The sequence below is a fragment of the Kitasatospora albolonga genome, from assembly GCF_039535905.1.
GTDB lineage: Bacteria > Actinomycetota > Actinomycetes > Streptomycetales > Streptomycetaceae > Kitasatospora > Kitasatospora albolonga.
In genome coordinates this window covers 1-14806 of sequence record NZ_BAAAYB010000083.1, presented here as the reverse complement: position 1 = coordinate 14806, position 14806 = coordinate 1, and the positions used below count along the sequence as shown (strand labels likewise).

14 protein-coding genes and 3 pseudogenes are annotated in these 14806 nt (G+C 73.2%); 6 read left to right on the top strand and 11 right to left on the bottom strand.

The window, feature by feature from the left end:
* Positions 1–119: 119 nt before the first annotated feature.
* A complete protein-coding gene (gene recG, locus ABD946_RS20090) occupies positions 120–2348 on the bottom strand; it encodes an ATP-dependent DNA helicase RecG (protein ID WP_345285495.1) in 2229 nt (742 codons plus the stop codon).
* 181 nt (positions 2349–2529) lie between these two features.
* Positions 2530–4143 carry a DAK2 domain-containing protein gene (locus ABD946_RS20085; RefSeq protein ID WP_345285494.1) on the bottom strand — a complete coding sequence of 538 codons (1614 nt, stop codon included), beginning with the start codon at positions 4141–4143 and terminating at the stop codon, positions 2530–2532.
* Positions 4144–4408: 265 nt separating this feature from the next.
* On the opposite strand from ABD946_RS20085, the gene rpmB reads away from it, so the two are divergent.
* Complete coding sequence (gene rpmB / locus ABD946_RS20080; RefSeq protein WP_082598345.1) at positions 4409–4594, top strand: 50S ribosomal protein L28; 186 nt, start codon at positions 4409–4411, stop codon at positions 4592–4594.
* 125 nt (positions 4595–4719) lie between these two features.
* On the opposite strand, the gene thiD is transcribed toward rpmB, so the two are convergent.
* The 3 genes from thiD to ABD946_RS20065 form a co-directional block, all read right to left on the bottom strand.
* Positions 4720–5514, bottom strand: a complete 795-nt coding sequence (gene thiD, locus ABD946_RS20075; protein WP_345285492.1) for a bifunctional hydroxymethylpyrimidine kinase/phosphomethylpyrimidine kinase — start codon at positions 5512–5514, stop codon at positions 4720–4722.
* A 24-nt stretch (positions 5515–5538) separates the two neighbouring features.
* The gene (locus tag ABD946_RS20070; RefSeq protein WP_345285490.1) at positions 5539–6564 is read right to left on the bottom strand and encodes a 6-phosphofructokinase; all 1026 of its coding nucleotides are present in this window, start codon (positions 6562–6564) and stop codon (positions 5539–5541) included.
* A 135-nt stretch (positions 6565–6699) separates the two neighbouring features.
* Complete coding sequence (locus tag ABD946_RS20065; RefSeq protein ID WP_345285488.1) at positions 6700–7674, bottom strand: thiamine-phosphate kinase; 975 nt, start codon at positions 7672–7674, stop codon at positions 6700–6702.
* Between the two features lie 140 nt (positions 7675–7814).
* Between ABD946_RS20065 and ABD946_RS20060 the strand changes: the two genes are divergently transcribed.
* Complete coding sequence (locus ABD946_RS20060) at positions 7815–8048, top strand: Lrp/AsnC family transcriptional regulator (protein WP_345285486.1); 234 nt, start codon at positions 7815–7817, stop codon at positions 8046–8048.
* A 19-nt stretch (positions 8049–8067) separates the two neighbouring features.
* Positions 8068–8592 (top strand): DUF3515 domain-containing protein, encoded by a 525-nt coding sequence (locus ABD946_RS20055; RefSeq protein WP_345285484.1) that lies wholly within the window; start codon positions 8068–8070, stop codon positions 8590–8592.
* Here the strand turns inward: ABD946_RS20055 and ABD946_RS20050 are convergent.
* From ABD946_RS20050 to ABD946_RS20040, 3 genes and pseudogenes are all read right to left on the bottom strand, one after another.
* Positions 8589–9728, bottom strand: coding sequence for a D-alanine--D-alanine ligase family protein (locus ABD946_RS20050; protein ID WP_345285482.1), 1140 nt, complete (start codon positions 9726–9728; stop codon positions 8589–8591). The genes ABD946_RS20055 and ABD946_RS20050 overlap by 4 nt on opposite strands.
* A 68-nt stretch (positions 9729–9796) precedes the next feature.
* Positions 9797–10799: pseudogene (locus ABD946_RS20045) on the bottom strand (NAD(P)H-dependent glycerol-3-phosphate dehydrogenase).
* The gene (locus tag ABD946_RS20040; RefSeq protein WP_345285480.1) at positions 10796–11608 is read right to left on the bottom strand and encodes a lysophospholipid acyltransferase family protein; all 813 of its coding nucleotides are present in this window, start codon (positions 11606–11608) and stop codon (positions 10796–10798) included. The pseudogene ABD946_RS20045 and the gene ABD946_RS20040 overlap by 4 nt, the downstream one beginning before the upstream one ends.
* A 158-nt stretch (positions 11609–11766) precedes the next feature.
* On the opposite strand from ABD946_RS20040, the gene cofC reads away from it, so the two are divergent.
* A complete protein-coding gene (gene cofC / locus ABD946_RS20035) occupies positions 11767–12447 on the top strand; it encodes a 2-phospho-L-lactate guanylyltransferase (RefSeq protein WP_345285478.1) in 681 nt (226 codons plus the stop codon).
* A gap of 135 nt (positions 12448–12582) precedes the next feature.
* The gene (locus tag ABD946_RS20030) at positions 12583–12810 is read left to right on the top strand and encodes a hypothetical protein (protein ID WP_345285476.1); all 228 of its coding nucleotides are present in this window, start codon (positions 12583–12585) and stop codon (positions 12808–12810) included.
* Between the two features lie 3 nt (positions 12811–12813).
* On the opposite strand, the gene ABD946_RS20025 is transcribed toward ABD946_RS20030, so the two are convergent.
* Both ABD946_RS20025 and ABD946_RS20020 read right to left on the bottom strand, forming a co-directional pair.
* The gene (locus ABD946_RS20025) at positions 12814–13086 is read right to left on the bottom strand and encodes a hypothetical protein (protein WP_345285474.1); all 273 of its coding nucleotides are present in this window, start codon (positions 13084–13086) and stop codon (positions 12814–12816) included.
* Positions 13083–13328 carry a hypothetical protein gene (locus tag ABD946_RS20020; RefSeq protein WP_345285472.1) on the bottom strand — a complete coding sequence of 82 codons (246 nt, stop codon included), beginning with the start codon at positions 13326–13328 and terminating at the stop codon, positions 13083–13085. The genes ABD946_RS20025 and ABD946_RS20020 overlap by 4 nt, the downstream gene beginning before the upstream one ends.
* A 141-nt stretch (positions 13329–13469) precedes the next feature.
* Between ABD946_RS20020 and ABD946_RS20015 the strand changes: the two are divergent.
* Positions 13470–14225 (top strand): annotated as a pseudogene (locus tag ABD946_RS20015) (GntR family transcriptional regulator).
* A gap of 118 nt (positions 14226–14343) precedes the next feature.
* On the opposite strand, the pseudogene ABD946_RS42825 reads toward ABD946_RS20015, so the two are convergent.
* Positions 14344–14806, bottom strand: a pseudogene (locus ABD946_RS42825) (hypothetical protein); the annotation flags it as partial.

Here is a 14806-nt window from a genome sequence, read left to right as displayed (position 1 = left end):
GGCAGAACCCCCAGGAGTCGTGCCAGGTACGCACCTTGGGGGTGCGCCCTGAACAACTCCTATTCTGCCGTGGACCACTGACAATTCCTGGGGCCCAACAGCCGTGCGGAGCTGGGAAGTTATCCCTTTTCGAGGTACTCCGCGCGGTCCTCGTCGAGCAGGCTCTCCAGTGCGGTGCGCAGCTCCGGATGGGCCGTCAGGTCCGGGTCCTCGGCGACCAGCCGGGCGGCCTCCTCGCGGGCGGTGGCGATGACCTCCTCGTCCTCCAGGACGGAGAGCACCTTGAGCGAGGACTTCACGCCGGACTGGGCCTGGCCGAGCACGTCGCCCTCGCGGCGCTGCTCCAGGTCGATCCGGGAGAGCTCGAAGCCGTCCAGGGTGCCGGCCACCGCGTCGAGGCGGGACCGGGCGGAGGAGCCGGCGGGCATCTCGCTGACCAGCAGGCAGAGTCCGGCGGCGGAGCCGCGGCCGACCCGGCCGCGGAGCTGGTGGAGCTGGGAGACGCCGAAGCGGTCGGCGTCCATGATCACCATGGCGGTGGAGTTGGGCACGTTGACGCCGACCTCGATCACGGTGGTGGCGACCAGCACGTCCACCTCCCCCGCCGCGAACCGCCGCATCACGTCGTCCTTGGCCTCGGGCGCCAGCCGCCCGTGCAGGATCTCCACCCGCAGCCCGGCCAGCGGGCCCTTGGTGAGCATCTGCGCCGTCTCCACCACGGCCAGCGGGGGCCGCCGTTCGTCGCTGGACGCACCCAGGTCCTCGGGGTCGTCCGGCGTGGCGGCGGGCTTGCGCTTCTTCTTGGCCGCGTTCTTGGCCGGGGCGTCCTCGGGCTCGTCGCCGATCCGGGGGCAGACCACGTACGCCTGGTGGCCCTTGCCGACCTCCTCGCGGACCCGCTCCCAGGCGCGGGCCAGGAAGTTGGGCTTCTCCAGCGCGGGCACCACGTGGGTGGAGATCGGCGAGCGGCCGGCCGGGAGCTGGTCCAGGACGGAGGTCTCCAGGTCGCCGAAGACCGTCATCGCCACCGTGCGCGGGATCGGGGTGGCGGTCATCACCAGCAGGTGCGGGGGCTGGCTGCCCTTGGCGCGCAGCGCGTCGCGCTGCTCGACGCCGAAGCGGTGCTGCTCGTCCACCACCACCAGGCCGAGGTCCAGGAAGGTGACCTTGTCCTCGATCAGCGCATGGGTGCCGATGGCGATCCCGGCGTCCCCCGTGACCATGTCCAGCAGTGCCTGGCGGCGCGCGGCGGTGCCCATCGAACCGGTCAGCAGCACCACCTTGGTGCCCAGGTCGGAGCCGCCGAGCATGCCGCCCTCGGCCAGGTCGCCCATCATCTCGACGATGGAGCGGTGGTGCTGCTGGGCCAGCACCTCGGTCGGCGCCAGCAGCACCGCCTGGCCCCCGGCGTCCACCACGGCGAGCATGGCGCGCAGCGCCACCAGGGTCTTGCCGGAGCCGACCTCGCCCTGCAGCAGCCGGTGCATCGGGTGCTCGGTCGCCAGGTCGGCGAAGATCTCGGCCGACACCTTCTGCTGACCCTCCGTCAGGGTGAAGGGCAGCCGGGCGTCGAAGGCGGCCAGCGCCCCGTCGGCGGAGGGCCGCCGGGCCACGGCGGGCAGCGCGGAGTCCGCGGCGCGGCGCTGGGCGAGCGCGACCTGGAGGACGAAGGCCTCGTCCCAGCGCAGCCGCTCCTGGGCGCGCTCCTTCTCCGCCTGGTTGCGCGGACGGTGGATCAGCTCCAGCGCCTCGGGGAGCGGGATCAGGCCGTGCTTGTCGCGCAGCTCGGCGGGGAGCGGTTCGCCGACGTCGGCCAGGTGCTTGTCGAGCGCCATCTCGACGCAGAGCTGGAGCTTCCAGCTGGGCATCTGGGCGCTGGCCGGGTAGACCGGGATGAGGCGGCCCGCGAAGCGGCCAGCCGCCTCGCCGCCCGCCTCCTCACCGTCGATCAGCTGGTAGTCGGGCGAGGCGAGTTGGCGCTTGCCGTTGAAGACGCCGACCTTCCCGGCGAACAGGCCCTGGGTGCCGGGCCGCAGGTCCTTCTGCCGCCAGCCCTGGTTGAAGAACACCAGGCTGAGGCGGCCGCGTCCGTCGGTGACCACCACTTCGAGGCGGTCTCCCTTGCGGGCCTTGAACGGGATCAGGGTGACCTTCTCGACCCTGGCCAGCACGGTGACGTGCTCGTCGATCTCCAGCTCGTCGAGGCTGGTGAGCTGGCCCCGTTCCACGTACTTGCGCGGGTAGTGGTGCAGCAGGTCGCCGACCGTGCGCAGCTTGAGGCTGTCGGCCAGCACCTTGGCGGTGCGGTCGCCGACCAGCTTGGTCAGGGATTCGTCGAGAGCGCCCACCGTCCCTATTGGACACCACCGCGGCGACAACGGTGAGCGCCCCGCAGGGGCGCGAGGAACTGCGCGCGGGGGAACGGCACCACGTGCAACTGGCTCGCATGCCCCGATCCAGCGCTGGGCCGCCTTCCGTACTCGCGCAGTTCCTCGCGCCCCTGAGGTCGCTGCCCTACCGGGCGCGGTCCTACTCGACGCCGATGAGCAGCGGGACAGCCTGCTGGCCCCCGTCGTAGCGGACGGTGTCGACCTCGGGGCGTTGGCGGCGGGCGTGGGCGTCGAGGCGTTCGGCCAGCCCGGGCGGGGCGCCCTCGCCGAGGACCAGGGTGACGAGCTCGCCGCCGGCGGCGAGCATCCGGCCGAGGACCTCCTCGCCGATCTCCGCGAGGTCGGCGCCGATCGCGACCACGTCCCCGTCGATCAGGCCGAGCACGTCCCCGGCCTGGCAGACCCCGGCCATGGTCCAGGACTCCCCCTCGGCGACGACGAGTTCCGCGTACCGGGTGGCCCCGGCCGCCGAGGTCATCGCGACCACGTCCTCGTCGAAGCGCCGCGCGGGCTCGTGCACGGCGAGCGCCGCCAGCCCCTGCACGGGCGAGCGCGTGGGCAGCACCGCGATCCGGACGCCCTCCTGCCGGAGCTGGTCCGCGGCGGCGCCCGCGGCGGCCCGCAGCTCGGGGTCGTTGAGCAGCAGCACCACCTCCCGCGCGCCGCACCGCCGTGCCGCGGCGGCGAGTTCGGCGCTGGCGGGCGGCCGGTCGGGGTCGGCGAGCAGGACGTGCGCCCCGGCCGCCTCGCAGAGTTCGGCGAGACCGGGGCCGGTGACCACGCTGAGCACGGCCCGTCCCTCGGTGGTCTCCCGGCTGCCCGCGCCGGCCCGGGCGGCGGCCTCGGCGAAGTGGGTGATCCGGATCTGGTACGGCCGTCCGGCCCGTACGCCGGCCTCGACGGCGGCACCCGCGTCGTCGACGTGCACGTGGACGTTCCACAGGCCGTCGCCGCCGCCGACCACCAGCGAGTCGCCGAGCGCGGCGAGCTCGCGCCGCAGGTCCGGCAGTGCCTCGTCGGGTGCGTCCAGCAGGTAGATGACCTCGAAGGCCGGGTGGCCGGGGCCGGGCGGCCGCTGGTGCCCCTCGCAGCCGGCGGCGGGACGCAGCCCGTGGTCCTGACGGAGTGCGACCGGGCCCATCGGGGTCTTCCCGGCCACCGCGTCGGCCAGTGCGCCGAGCACGGCGACCAGCCCGCGGCCGCCGGCGTCGACCACGCCGGCCTCGGCGAGCACGGGCAGCTGCCCCGGGGTGCGCAGCAGGGCCTGCCGGGCCGCCCGGTAGGCGGTGTCGGCGGTGCCGACCAGCCCGTCCCGGCCGCCGCCGTCCTCGGCCGCCGTCGCGGCGGCGGCGGCGACGGTGAGCAGGGTGCCCTCGACCGGTTCGGCGACGGCCTGGTAGGCGGAGTCGGCGGCCCGGCGCAGGGCCTTGCCCAGGTTGGCCGGTTCGCCGCCGTGGGCGAGGACCTCGGCGAGGCCGCGCAGCCACTGGGCGAGGATCACCCCGGAGTTGCCCTGGGCACCGATCAGGGCGCCGCGGGCGAGCAGGGCGGTGGCCTCGGCCAGGCCCTCCACCCGGCCCTGTTCGAGCGCCTCGGTGGCGGACTCGACGGTCAGGTAGAGGTTGGTGCCGGTGTCGCCGTCCGGTACGGGGTAGACGTTGAGGGCGTCGATCTCCTCGCGGGCCTGACCGAGGGCGGTCAGCGCGAGGCGGCTCCAGGTGCGGACGGTGGTGGCGTCTAGCGTGGCCGGCACCTGGCTCCTCCGGATGAACGCGACGGAAATGGGGCGATGCTGGCAGGTTATCCGGCGAACGGGCCGGTGGGCGCCGGTGCCCGTCGGGACGATCATGGCCTGGGCCGTGGTAGTTTCGTTGAGCGGGAGTGCTCGTTGTATGCTCTCCCGGTTGCCTGGAACAACCCGGGCGCACCCCTTGAACCGATCCGGTCCACGCGAGTGGCCCAGTTCTTTCAGCCGGGGTTTTCGAACGTAAATGATCTGAAGTCTTGGAGTGACTCCTGTGGCTGCCAACTGCGACGTCTGCGGCAAGGGGCCGGGCTTCGGCAACAGCATCTCCCACTCGCACCGCCGTACCCCCCGTCGTTGGAACCCCAACATCCAGACGGTTCGTGCGACGGTCGGTCGGACGCCGAAGCGGCTCAACGTCTGCACCTCGTGCATCAAGGCCGGTAAGGTCTCGCGCTGACGCGCAGACCGGTTAGCCGGTCCTCCAGATCGCCGATTCGCCCTAGGGCGGGTCGGCTTTCTGTCTTTCCCGCACGGGTGCGGGCGTGAGGGGCGGGCCCGCGAGGGCCCGCCCTTCCGCACGTCTCAGGACCGCTGGCGCCAGGCGTGGTCCACCGGGCCGATGCCCGCTCCGAGCGCGAAGCCGCCGCGGATCGCGCCGGTGATGTAGTCCTTGGCCGCGGCCACCGCCTCCGGCATCTCCGACCCCTTGGCCAGCTCACTGGCGATCGCGCTGGCCAGGGTGCAGCCGGTGCCGTGGGTGTGCCGGTTGTCCAGGCGCGGCGCCCGGTACCAGTGGCGGGAGCCGTCGGCCCCGGCCAGCAGGTCGGCCGCCTCGCCGTCCAGGTGGCCGCCCTTGACCAGCACCCACTGCGGCCCGTACCCGAGCAGCGCCTCGGCGGCGGCGTCCATGTCGCGCTCGCTGGTCACCTCGATGCCGGTGAGCTGCGTCACCTCGTGCAGGTTGGGCGTGGCGAGGGTGGCGACCGGCAGCAGCCTCTCCCGAACGGTGGCCACCGCCTCGGCGGCGAGCAGCGCGTCGCCGTGCTTGGAGACGCCGACCGGGTCGACCACCACCGGGGCGCCGACGTCGGCGAGCAGCTCGGCGACGGTCTCCACCAGCTCGACCGAGGCGAGCATGCCGGTCTTCACCGCCTGCACGCCGATGTCGTCCACGACGCTGCGGAACTGGGCCCGGACCGCCTCGGCCGGGAGCTCCCAGTAGCCCTGGACGCCGACCGAGTTCTGGGCGGTGACGGCGGTGATCACGCTCATGCCGTGGACGCCGAGCGCGAGCATCGCCTTGAGGTCGGCCTGGATGCCGGCGCCGCCGCCGCTGTCGGAGCCGGCGATGGTGAGTACGCGAGGAGGAGCAACCATGGGCGCCAACCTATCGAACCCGGCTCAGAGCACGGCTTCGGACTCCGCCCAGCGGTCCTCGGGGACGGTCTTCAGCTGCTGGACGGCCTCGGCCACCGGGATCAGCTCGATGGTGGTGCCGCGCAGGGCGGTGAAGTGCCCGAAGGCGCCCTTGTGGACGGCCTCCACGGCGTGCCAGCCGAAGCGGGTGGCGAGCACCCGGTCCCGGGCGGTGGGGGTGCCGCCGCGCTGGGTGTGACCCAGGATGACCGGCCGGGCCTCCTTGCCGAGCAGGTTCTCCAGCTCGATGGCCAGCCGGTTGCCGATCCCGCCGAAGGTCTGGTGGCCGTACTGGTCCACCGAGCCGTGGTCGAAGCGGAGCGTCCCGGGCGCGGGCTTGGCGCCCTCGGCGACCGCGATGATGGCGAACTTCTTGCCGCGTCGGAAGCGCTCCTCGATCATCCGGGAGACGGCCTCGATGTCGAAGGCCTTCTCCGGGATCAGGATTCCGTGGGCGCCGGCGGCCATCCCGGCGGTCAGCGTGATCCAGCCGGTGTGACGGCCCATCAGCTCGACCACCATCACCCGCTGGTGCGATTCGGCGGTGGTCTTGAGGCGGTCGATCGCCTCGGTGGCCACGTGCACGGCGGTGTCGAAGCCGAAGGTCACGTCGGTGGCGTCGATGTCGTTGTCGATGGTCTTGGGGACCCCGACCACCGGCAGCCCGGCGTCGCTGAACATCCGGGCGGCGGTCAGCGTGCCCTCGCCGCCGATGGCGATCAGCGCGTCGATCCCGATCCTGCCCGCCAGCTCCTGGGCGTTCTCCACCGCCCACTGGATGCGCTCGCGCTGCACCCGGGCCGAGCCGAGGATGGTGCCGCCGAGGGTGAGCAGACCGGTGACGTCGTCGTGCGAGACCGGGCGGGTCCGGCCCTCGATCAGGCCGAGGAAGCCGTCCTCGATGCCGATGATCTCGTCGCCGTGCACGTCGGTGCCCCGGTGCACCACCGAGCGGATCACCGCGTTGAGGCCGGGGCAGTCTCCGCCGCTGGTCAGGACACCGATGCGCATGGGGGTGTGCTTCTCCCGCCGGGTTAGTCGGATTCTCGTACGAGCCGGACAACACCCAACGAAACGGACATTGCCGACGGGCTCACACTAGCCGCCCGAACCGCCCCAGCCGGAATTCCCGCGCCTCACACGGCGTCAGTCCTCCTCGTCGGCGAAGTGGTCCCAGCCCCCCGCCCGGTCCCACGGCGCACCGTCCACCGTCACCACGCCCCCGCGCGCCGGGCTGGCCGGGCGGACCACCTCGCCGACCACCCGCCAGCGGGCGGGCAGTTGGACCGAGGGCGGGAAGGTGGCCACGATCGCGTGGTCCTCGCCGCCGGAGAGCACCCAGACCAGCGGGTCGATGCCGACCGCCTGGCCGATGTCGGCCATCTGGGCCGGCACGTCGAAGTCGGCCGCGCGCAGGTCGATGTCCACCCCGCTGGCCCGGGCGACGTGGCCGAGGTCGGCCACCAGGCCGTCGCTGACGTCGATCATCGAGGTGGCGCCGAGGTCGGAGCCGGCCGGGCCCGCGTGGTACGGCGGCTCGGGGCGGCGGTGCGCCTCCACGAAGGCGCGCGGCGAGCGGAAGCCCCGGGTCAGCACCGAGAGCCCGGCGGCGGACCAGCCCAGCCAGCCGGTGACCGCGACCACGTCGCCGGTCCTGGCGCCCGAACGGGTCACCGGGGCGCGGCCCTGGAGGTCGCCGAGCGCGGTGATGGCCAGCGTGATGGTGTCGCCGCGCACCACGTCGCCGCCGACCACGGTGGCCCCGGCCACCTGGCACTCGTCCCGCAGGCCGTCCATCAGTTCGGTGGCCCAGGTGGTCGGGAGGTCGGCCGGGGCCACCAGGCCGAGCAGTATCGCGGTGGGGACCGCGCCCATCGCGGCGATGTCGGCGAGGTTCTGGGCGGCGCACTTGCGGCCGACGTCGTAGGCGGTGGACCAGTCCCGGCGGAAGTGCCGGCCCTCGATCAGCACGTCGGTGGTGGCCACCACCCGGCTGTCGGGCGCCTTCACCACGGCGGCGTCGTCGCCCGGCCCGAGCTCCACGGCCGGGGTCATCGGCAGCCGGGCGGTGAGCTCCTTGATGAGTCCGAACTCGCCGAGCTCGCCCACGGTCCCCTGCATCTGCCGTCCTCTCTCCACTGTCCCCGGTCGCCCCGTCTGCGCGCAGCGTACGCCCTCCGGGGGCTCCCCAGCGGCGGGGGTCAGCGGTAGCGTGGTGATCGGACTTCGCCGGTCCGCCCACCCCGCTCTGGAGGTCCCCCGTGGTACAGGCATACATCCTGATCCAGACCGAGGTCGGCAAGGCGACCGCCGTGGCCCAGGAGATCCAGAAGATCCAGGGCGTGGTCTCCGCCGAGGACGTCACCGGCCCGTACGACGTGATCGTCCGCGCCGAGGCCGCCACCATCGACGAGCTCGGCCGTCTGGTGGTCGCCCAGGTCCAGCAGATCGAGGGCATCACCCGCACCCTCACCTGCCCGGTGGTCAACCTGTAGGGCTGGCTACCATCGCGGGGTGAGCCGATTCAGCAGCCTCCCCGCCACCGTCCGCTGGGGCGTCCCGCCCGCCGCGCTGCTGACCTGCGTGGGCCTGCTCGGCTGGAGCTGGAGCCTGCCCGCCGACGTCGAACCGCCGCAGGTCCGGGGCAAGGCGCTGGCCGCCTGCGAGGCGCTGGACAAGGCGCTGCCGGGGACGGTGCTGGGCCACCGGCGTGACGACCCGTCACCGGCCTCGCCGTACACGGCCGCCTGGGACAGCTCGCCGCGCACCGTGCTGACCTGCGGCAGCGACCGGCCGGAGTACCTGAACGAGCTGGGCACCGCCTCCATGCCGGAGGTGAACGACGTCCAGTTCGGCATGGGCCGGGACGCGGGCGGCGGCTACCGCTTCGTCACCACCATGCGGGACGCCTACGTGGAGGTCCTGGTGCCCGCGGGTGCCTACCCCAACTACGCCGACCCGCTCAGCTCGTTCACCGACGCCATCAAGGCGGCCGTCCCCGGCTGGCTCGCGCAGCAGCCGGGGACGGCCGACGGCTAGCGCAGGCCGGTCGAGCGGCTGAGCGCGGCGGTCAGCAGCCGGTCGATCAGCTCCGGGTACGGCAGGCCGGTGGCCTCCCACATCTTCGGGTAGGCCGAGATGGGGGTGAAGCCGGGCATGGTGTTGATCTCGTTCACCATCCAGCTGCCGTCCTCCAGCAGGAAGAAGTCGACCCGGGCCAGGCCCTCGCAGCCGAGCGCCTCGAAGGCCGCCACCGCCTGCCGCCGGATCTCGGCCAGCTCGGACTCCGTCAGCTTGGCCGGGATCTCGACCTCGGAGGAGTCGATGTACTTGGCCTCGAAGTCGTAGAACTCGAAGCCGCCGCCGACGTGCACCTCGGCCGCGACGCTGGCCCGCGGGCCGTCCTCGAACTCCAGCACCGCGCACTCGATCTCACGGCCCGTCACCCCGAGCTCCACGATCACCTTGGGGTCGTGGCGGCGCGCCTCGTCGATCGCGGCGTCCAGGTCTGCCAGGTCCTTGACCTTGGTGATGCCCATGCTGGAGCCGGCCCGGCAGGGCTTCACGAACAGCGGCAGGCCGAGCGCGGCGATCCGCTCGCGGGCGGCGGCGCGGCCCTGCTCGCTCTCCCACTCGCGCGGGCGGACCACGGTGTAGTGGCCGACCCCGATGCCGTGCGAGGCCAGGATCCGCTTGGTGAACTCCTTGTCCATCCCGGCCGCGCTGGCCAGCACGCCGGAGCCGACGTACGGCACCCCGGAGAGCTCCAGCAGACCCTGGATGGTGCCGTCCTCGCCCCACGGACCGTGCAGCAGCGGCAGCACCACGTCCACCTCGCCGAGCACCTTGGGCGCGGCACCGGGCTCGCTCCAGACCACCTCGCGGCTGGCCGGGCTGCCCGGCAGCGCGACCTGACCCTCGGTGGACTCGGCGATGCCGTCCACGTCGGGGAGCTTCCCGTCGGTGATGGCCATCCGGCCCGGCTCGTCACCGACCAGGGCCCAGCGGCCCTCATGGGTGATGCCGATCGGCAGCACCTCGTACTTGCTCCGGTCGATCGCCCGGAGCACGCTGCCGGCGGTGACGACCGAGATGGCGTGCTCGGAGCTGCGTCCGCCGAAGACGATCGCAACGCGCGGCTTGGCCGCGTTCGGGGAGGTCTGTTCGATGCTCATATCGCATTTGAGACTACCGTGCGGATGTTTCCGGGGAAGACACCCGCACGGTGTCGGACCGTCAGCCCTCAGCGCCTCTCGGGCTTCGCCGAACGGGCCATCAGCCCGGCCAGCACCTCCTGGGGTCGGCCGCCCGTGGTGCACCACGTCGACCACCGCCTGCACGATCGGCATGTCGACCCCGTGGCGGCGGCCCAGGTCGAGCACCGACTCGCAGGACTTGACGCCCTCGGCGGTCTGCTTGGTGGCGGCGACGGTCTGCTCCACGGTCATGCCGCGGCCCAGGTTGAAGCCGAAGGTGTGGTTGCGGGAGAGCGGCGAGGAGCAGGTCGCCACCAGGTCGCCCATCCCGGCCAGGCCGGCGAAGGTGTACGGGTCCGCGCCCAGGGTGAGGCCGAGCCGGGTGATCTCGGCCAGGCCGCGGGTCATCAGGGTGGCCTTGGTGTTGTCGCCCAGGCCCATGCCGTCGGCCATGCCGACCGCCAGGCCGATCACGTTCTTGACCGCGCCGCCGAGCTCGCAGCCCACCACGTCGGTGGAGGTGTACGGGCGGAAGTAGGGGGTGTGACAGGCCGTCTGGAGCCGCTTGGCGACGGCCTCGTCGGCGCAGGCGACCACCGAGGCGGCGGGCTGCTTGAGGGCGATCTCGGGCGCCAGGTTGGGCCCGCTGATCACCGCGACCCGGGCCGGGCCGACCCCGGCGACCTCCTGGATCACCTCGGACATCCGCTTGGCCGTGCCGAGCTCGACGCCCTTCATCAGCGAGACCAGCACCGTCCGCCCGTCGAGCAGCGGGGCCCAGTCGGCCAGGTTCTGACGGAGCGTCTGGGAGGGCACCACCAGCACCGCGAAGTCCGCCCCGGCGAGCGCCTCGGCGGGGTCGGTGGTGGCCCGGACGCCCTCCGGGAGCACGGTGTCCGGCAGGTAGTCCGGGTTGACGTGGGTGGTGTTGATGGCGTCCACCAACTCCTTGCGGCGGCCCCAGAGGGTCACCTCGCAGCCGGCGTCCGCCATCACCACGGCGAACGCGGTGCCCCAGGAGCCGGTGCCGAAGACGGCGCAGCGGGTCATTCGGACTCCCCCTCGGTGCTGGTGCCCGCGGCCCGGTCCTTCTTGGCCGCGGCCTTGACCGCCCGGTCGCGGGCCGCCTTGCGCATGTCGTACCGCTCGGCCGGCGCGTCCTCGCCGCGGATGCCGGCCAGCACCTCGGTGATCGCGGCCATGATGTCCTCGGTGGCGTCGCGCAGCACCTGGGCGGTCAGTTCCTGCCCCTGGTACTTGCTCAGGTCCACCGGCGGCCCGGCGGCCACCGTCACCTTGTGCCGGGGGAAGAGGTTGAACTTGCCCTTCCCGCCCCGGCCGTAGGGCGGGATGATCTCGTGCGCGCCCCAGTGCGCGACCGGGATCACCGGCGCACCGGTCATCAGCGCGACCCGGGCCGCGCCGCTCTTGCCGGTCATCGGCCAGAGCTCCGGGTCCCGGGTCAGGGTGCCCTCGGGGTAGAACTGCACGCACTGGCCCCGGTCGATGGCGTCGATCGCCGCGCGGAACGCCTCGGCCGCGTCGGTGGACTCGCGGAACACCGGGATCTGGCCGGTCTTGCGCAGCATGAACCCGATGAACGGCACCGAGAACAGCTGGGACTTGCCCAGTATCCGCGGCGGACGGCCGCTGTTGTACTGCCAGTGGGCGTAGACCACCGGGTCGATCACCGAGTTGTGGTTCACCACCGCGAGGAAGCCGCCCTTCTCGGGCAGGTGCTCCCAACCCCGCCAGTCCGGCTTCACCAGGGCCGTGGTGACCGGCTTCACGAGTACGGCCGCGAAGCGGTACCAGATCCCGTAGTCGGCGTTGCCGAACCGGGCGTTCGAGCGGGCCACCCCTGCTCCTCTTTCCTCGTCCGTCGCACACCTGGTGCCACGGGTCCGTCGTGGCGGACCAGTCTCACGGCTGGCCCGGCCGCTGTCGAGCGCGTTCCCGGCGCCGGGCGGGCGGGCCGCCTGGCCGGGGTCACGGCACCGGCGTCAGAATGGCGCCGATGACCCAGGACACGGTACGCCCCGCACCAGCCGTCACGCCCGCGCCCCACCCCGAGTGGTCGCTGGTGTTGCCCGTGAAGCGGCTCGCCCTGGCCAAGAGCCGGCTCGGCCCCTTCGCCGGGGAGCGCAGGACGGCGCTCGCGCTCGCCTTCGCGCTGGACACCGTGGCCGCCGCGCTGGCCTGCCCGGCGGTGGCCCGGGTCCTGGTGGTCACCGCCGACCCGACGGCCGGGGCCGAACTCACCCGCCTCGGCGCCCTGGTGGTCACCGACGAACCGGGCGGCGGCCTCAACCCCGCCCTGGCCCACGGCGCTTCGCGGGCCCGCCGGATCGCCCCGCGCTCCCCCGTCGCGGCGCTCTCCGCCGACCTGCCCGCCCTGCGGCCCGCCGAACTCTCCCTGGTCCTGGCAGCCGCCGCGCGCTCCGGCCGCAGCTTCCTCGCCGACTCCCCCGGCCTCGGCACCACCCTGCTCGCCGCCCTGCCCGGCCTGCCCCTCGACCCGCGCTTCGGCGACGGCTCCCGCGCCCGCCACACCGCGGCCGGCACCACTGAACTCACCCTCCCCGGCGTCCCGTCCGTCCGCCGCGACGTCGACACCGGCGAGGACCTCCACGAGGCCCGCGCCCTCGGCCTCGGCCCCCACACCACGGCCGCGCTCCCGCTCGTTGACGCCAGCTGACGCGCCGGCACGCGGAAGGGCAGCACCCCAGGGGCGCGAGGAACTGCGCGAATCGGAAGACGTCTCCCGCAAGGTCGGGGCACAGGAGCCGGTTGCACGTGAGCCCGCCACGACCCGCCTCGCTATGCTGCCCCCATGCAGGCCACCTCCTACACCTTCGACCCGGCGACCCGCAGCGGCTCCGTCCTCCTCGACGACGGCACCCCGGTCCCCTTCGACGCCGCCGCCTTCGACGCCGGCGGCCTGCGCCTGCTCCGCCCCGGCCAGCGCCTGCGCATCCGCACCGAGGGCACCGGCGACACCCGCCGCGTCGTCTTCCTCACCCTCCAGACCTTCCCGGACCCCGTCGAGGGTCAGGCCTGACGCTCAGTCCCGCAGCACCCCGACCGACACCAGGTGCGAGCGCCCGCCCATCGCGAAGCTGAGCCTCAACTCACCGTCCCGCTCCAGGCTTTCGGTCACCCGATCGACCGCCCCCGGCCCGAGGAAGTACCGGTACGCCTCGTACTGGGTCCACCCCAGCGGCAGCACCCTGAGCGCCTCCCAGAGCGCCGCCAGGGCGTCCGGGAGCCGCGCGAAGACGGCGGGTGCGGTGACGTCCTCGATCTCGACGGTGTACGACGGCGTCGGGCCGGTCACGTGGTGCTCCCCTGCTCGTGGTCGATCTCGGCCCAGACCCCCTGGGCCTCGTCCGTGCGGTCGTGACCGAACCGGTCGGCGGTGGCCAACAGGTCCAGCACCGCGAGCTGCGCCTCGACGCCGAGGTCCCCGGGCAGCACCACGGACACCCGCCAACCACCGTCCCGCAGGCGGACCCTCGCCCGGGCCCCCGTGGTCACGGCCAGGCGATGGGCGAGGTCGAACACCCTGGTGGTTCGCACGCAACGACTCTCCCCGCGAGCAGCTGGTCACGCAAAGTAAATCTAAACAATTAGATTCCACCTGATGCATTAGATTGTCAACGCTGATTCACCCGCCCTGTCGAACCGGCAGGGTCGTGCCTGCCGCCGGGGAGCGTCCGGATGTCACCTGCTGAGCGCCAGTACCAGCGCGTCGCCGACGACCTGCGCGCCCGCGTCGGCCGGAGAGAGTGGCAGGTCGGCGAGCGGTTGCCGTCCCGCGCCAAGCTCGCGGTCGAGTACGACGTCGGCGAGAACGTGCTGCAGCGGGCCCAGGAGGTGCTGATCACCGAGGGGCTGCTGGCCGGCCGCGCGGGCTCCGGCACCTACGTCCGGCAGCCGGTGGTGCGGCGTCCGATGCTCCGCTCCCGGGTCGGCGCCCCGGTCTCGTTCCGCGCCCAGCTCGGGAGACCGGCGAGGAGGGCAGCTGGGAGTCCAGCACCTCCACCAACGTCCCGGCCCCGCCCACGACCGCCGCCCGCCTCGGGGTCGAACCCGGAGCCCCGACGGTGCACACCGCCTACGAGTACCTGATCGGTGGTCAGCCCGTGCTGCTGGCCGACAGCTGGGAGCCGATGTCCGTCACCGAGGGCTCGCCGGTGATCTGCCCCGAGTACGGCCCGCTGGCCGGCCAGGGCGTGGTGCGGCGGATGGCGGCGATCGGGGTGAACGTGGAGCGCGCGGTGGAGCGAACGCGCCCGGCCGGGCCACCGCGCAGCAGGCGGTCCTGCTCGGCGTCTCGGCCGGGACCTGGTGACGCTGATCGAGCGCACCCACCTCGACGGCGACGGCCGGGCCGTGGAGACCGCCGACCTGGTCATCCCGGACTCGCGCTGGGAGATCACCTACGAACTCCCGATCGTCCGTCAGGAATCCTGAGTCGTAGCCGCCTCCGGGCACGAAAGAGCCGTGGCGGCCCGCTTCCGGGGATTCCCCGGATGCGAGCCGCCACGGCTCACGGCAGTTGACCCGCCGTCGGCTGACCTTCCGCCAGGAATTACTTGGCGGTGGAACGGCGCGAGGTGGTCTTGCGCGCGGTGGTCTTCTTCGCCGGCGCGGTCTTCTTCGCGGTCGCGGTGGTCTTCTGGCCGCGGCGGTGGTCTTCTTCGCCGGGGTGGCCTTGGCCGCGGTGGTCTTCTTGACCGGGGTGCCTTCTTGGCCGCAGCGGTCTTGGTGGCGGTGGCCTTGGTCGCGGCGGGCCTTGGTGGCGGCAGCCGTCTTCTTGACCGCGGTGGCCTTCTTGGCGACCGTGGCGGTGGTCTTCTTGGCCACGGTCTTCTTGGCCGGAGCGGCGGCGGCCGCCGTGGTCTTCTTGGCGGCGGTGCGCTTGGCCGGAGCGGCGGCAGCGGCGGTGGTGGCGCGCTTGGTGGCGGCGCGCTTGACCGCGGCGGTGGTGCCGGTCTTGCCCGGGGTGAGGGAGCCCTTGGGGGCCTTCTTCACCGACGGACCGTCCTTCGGCA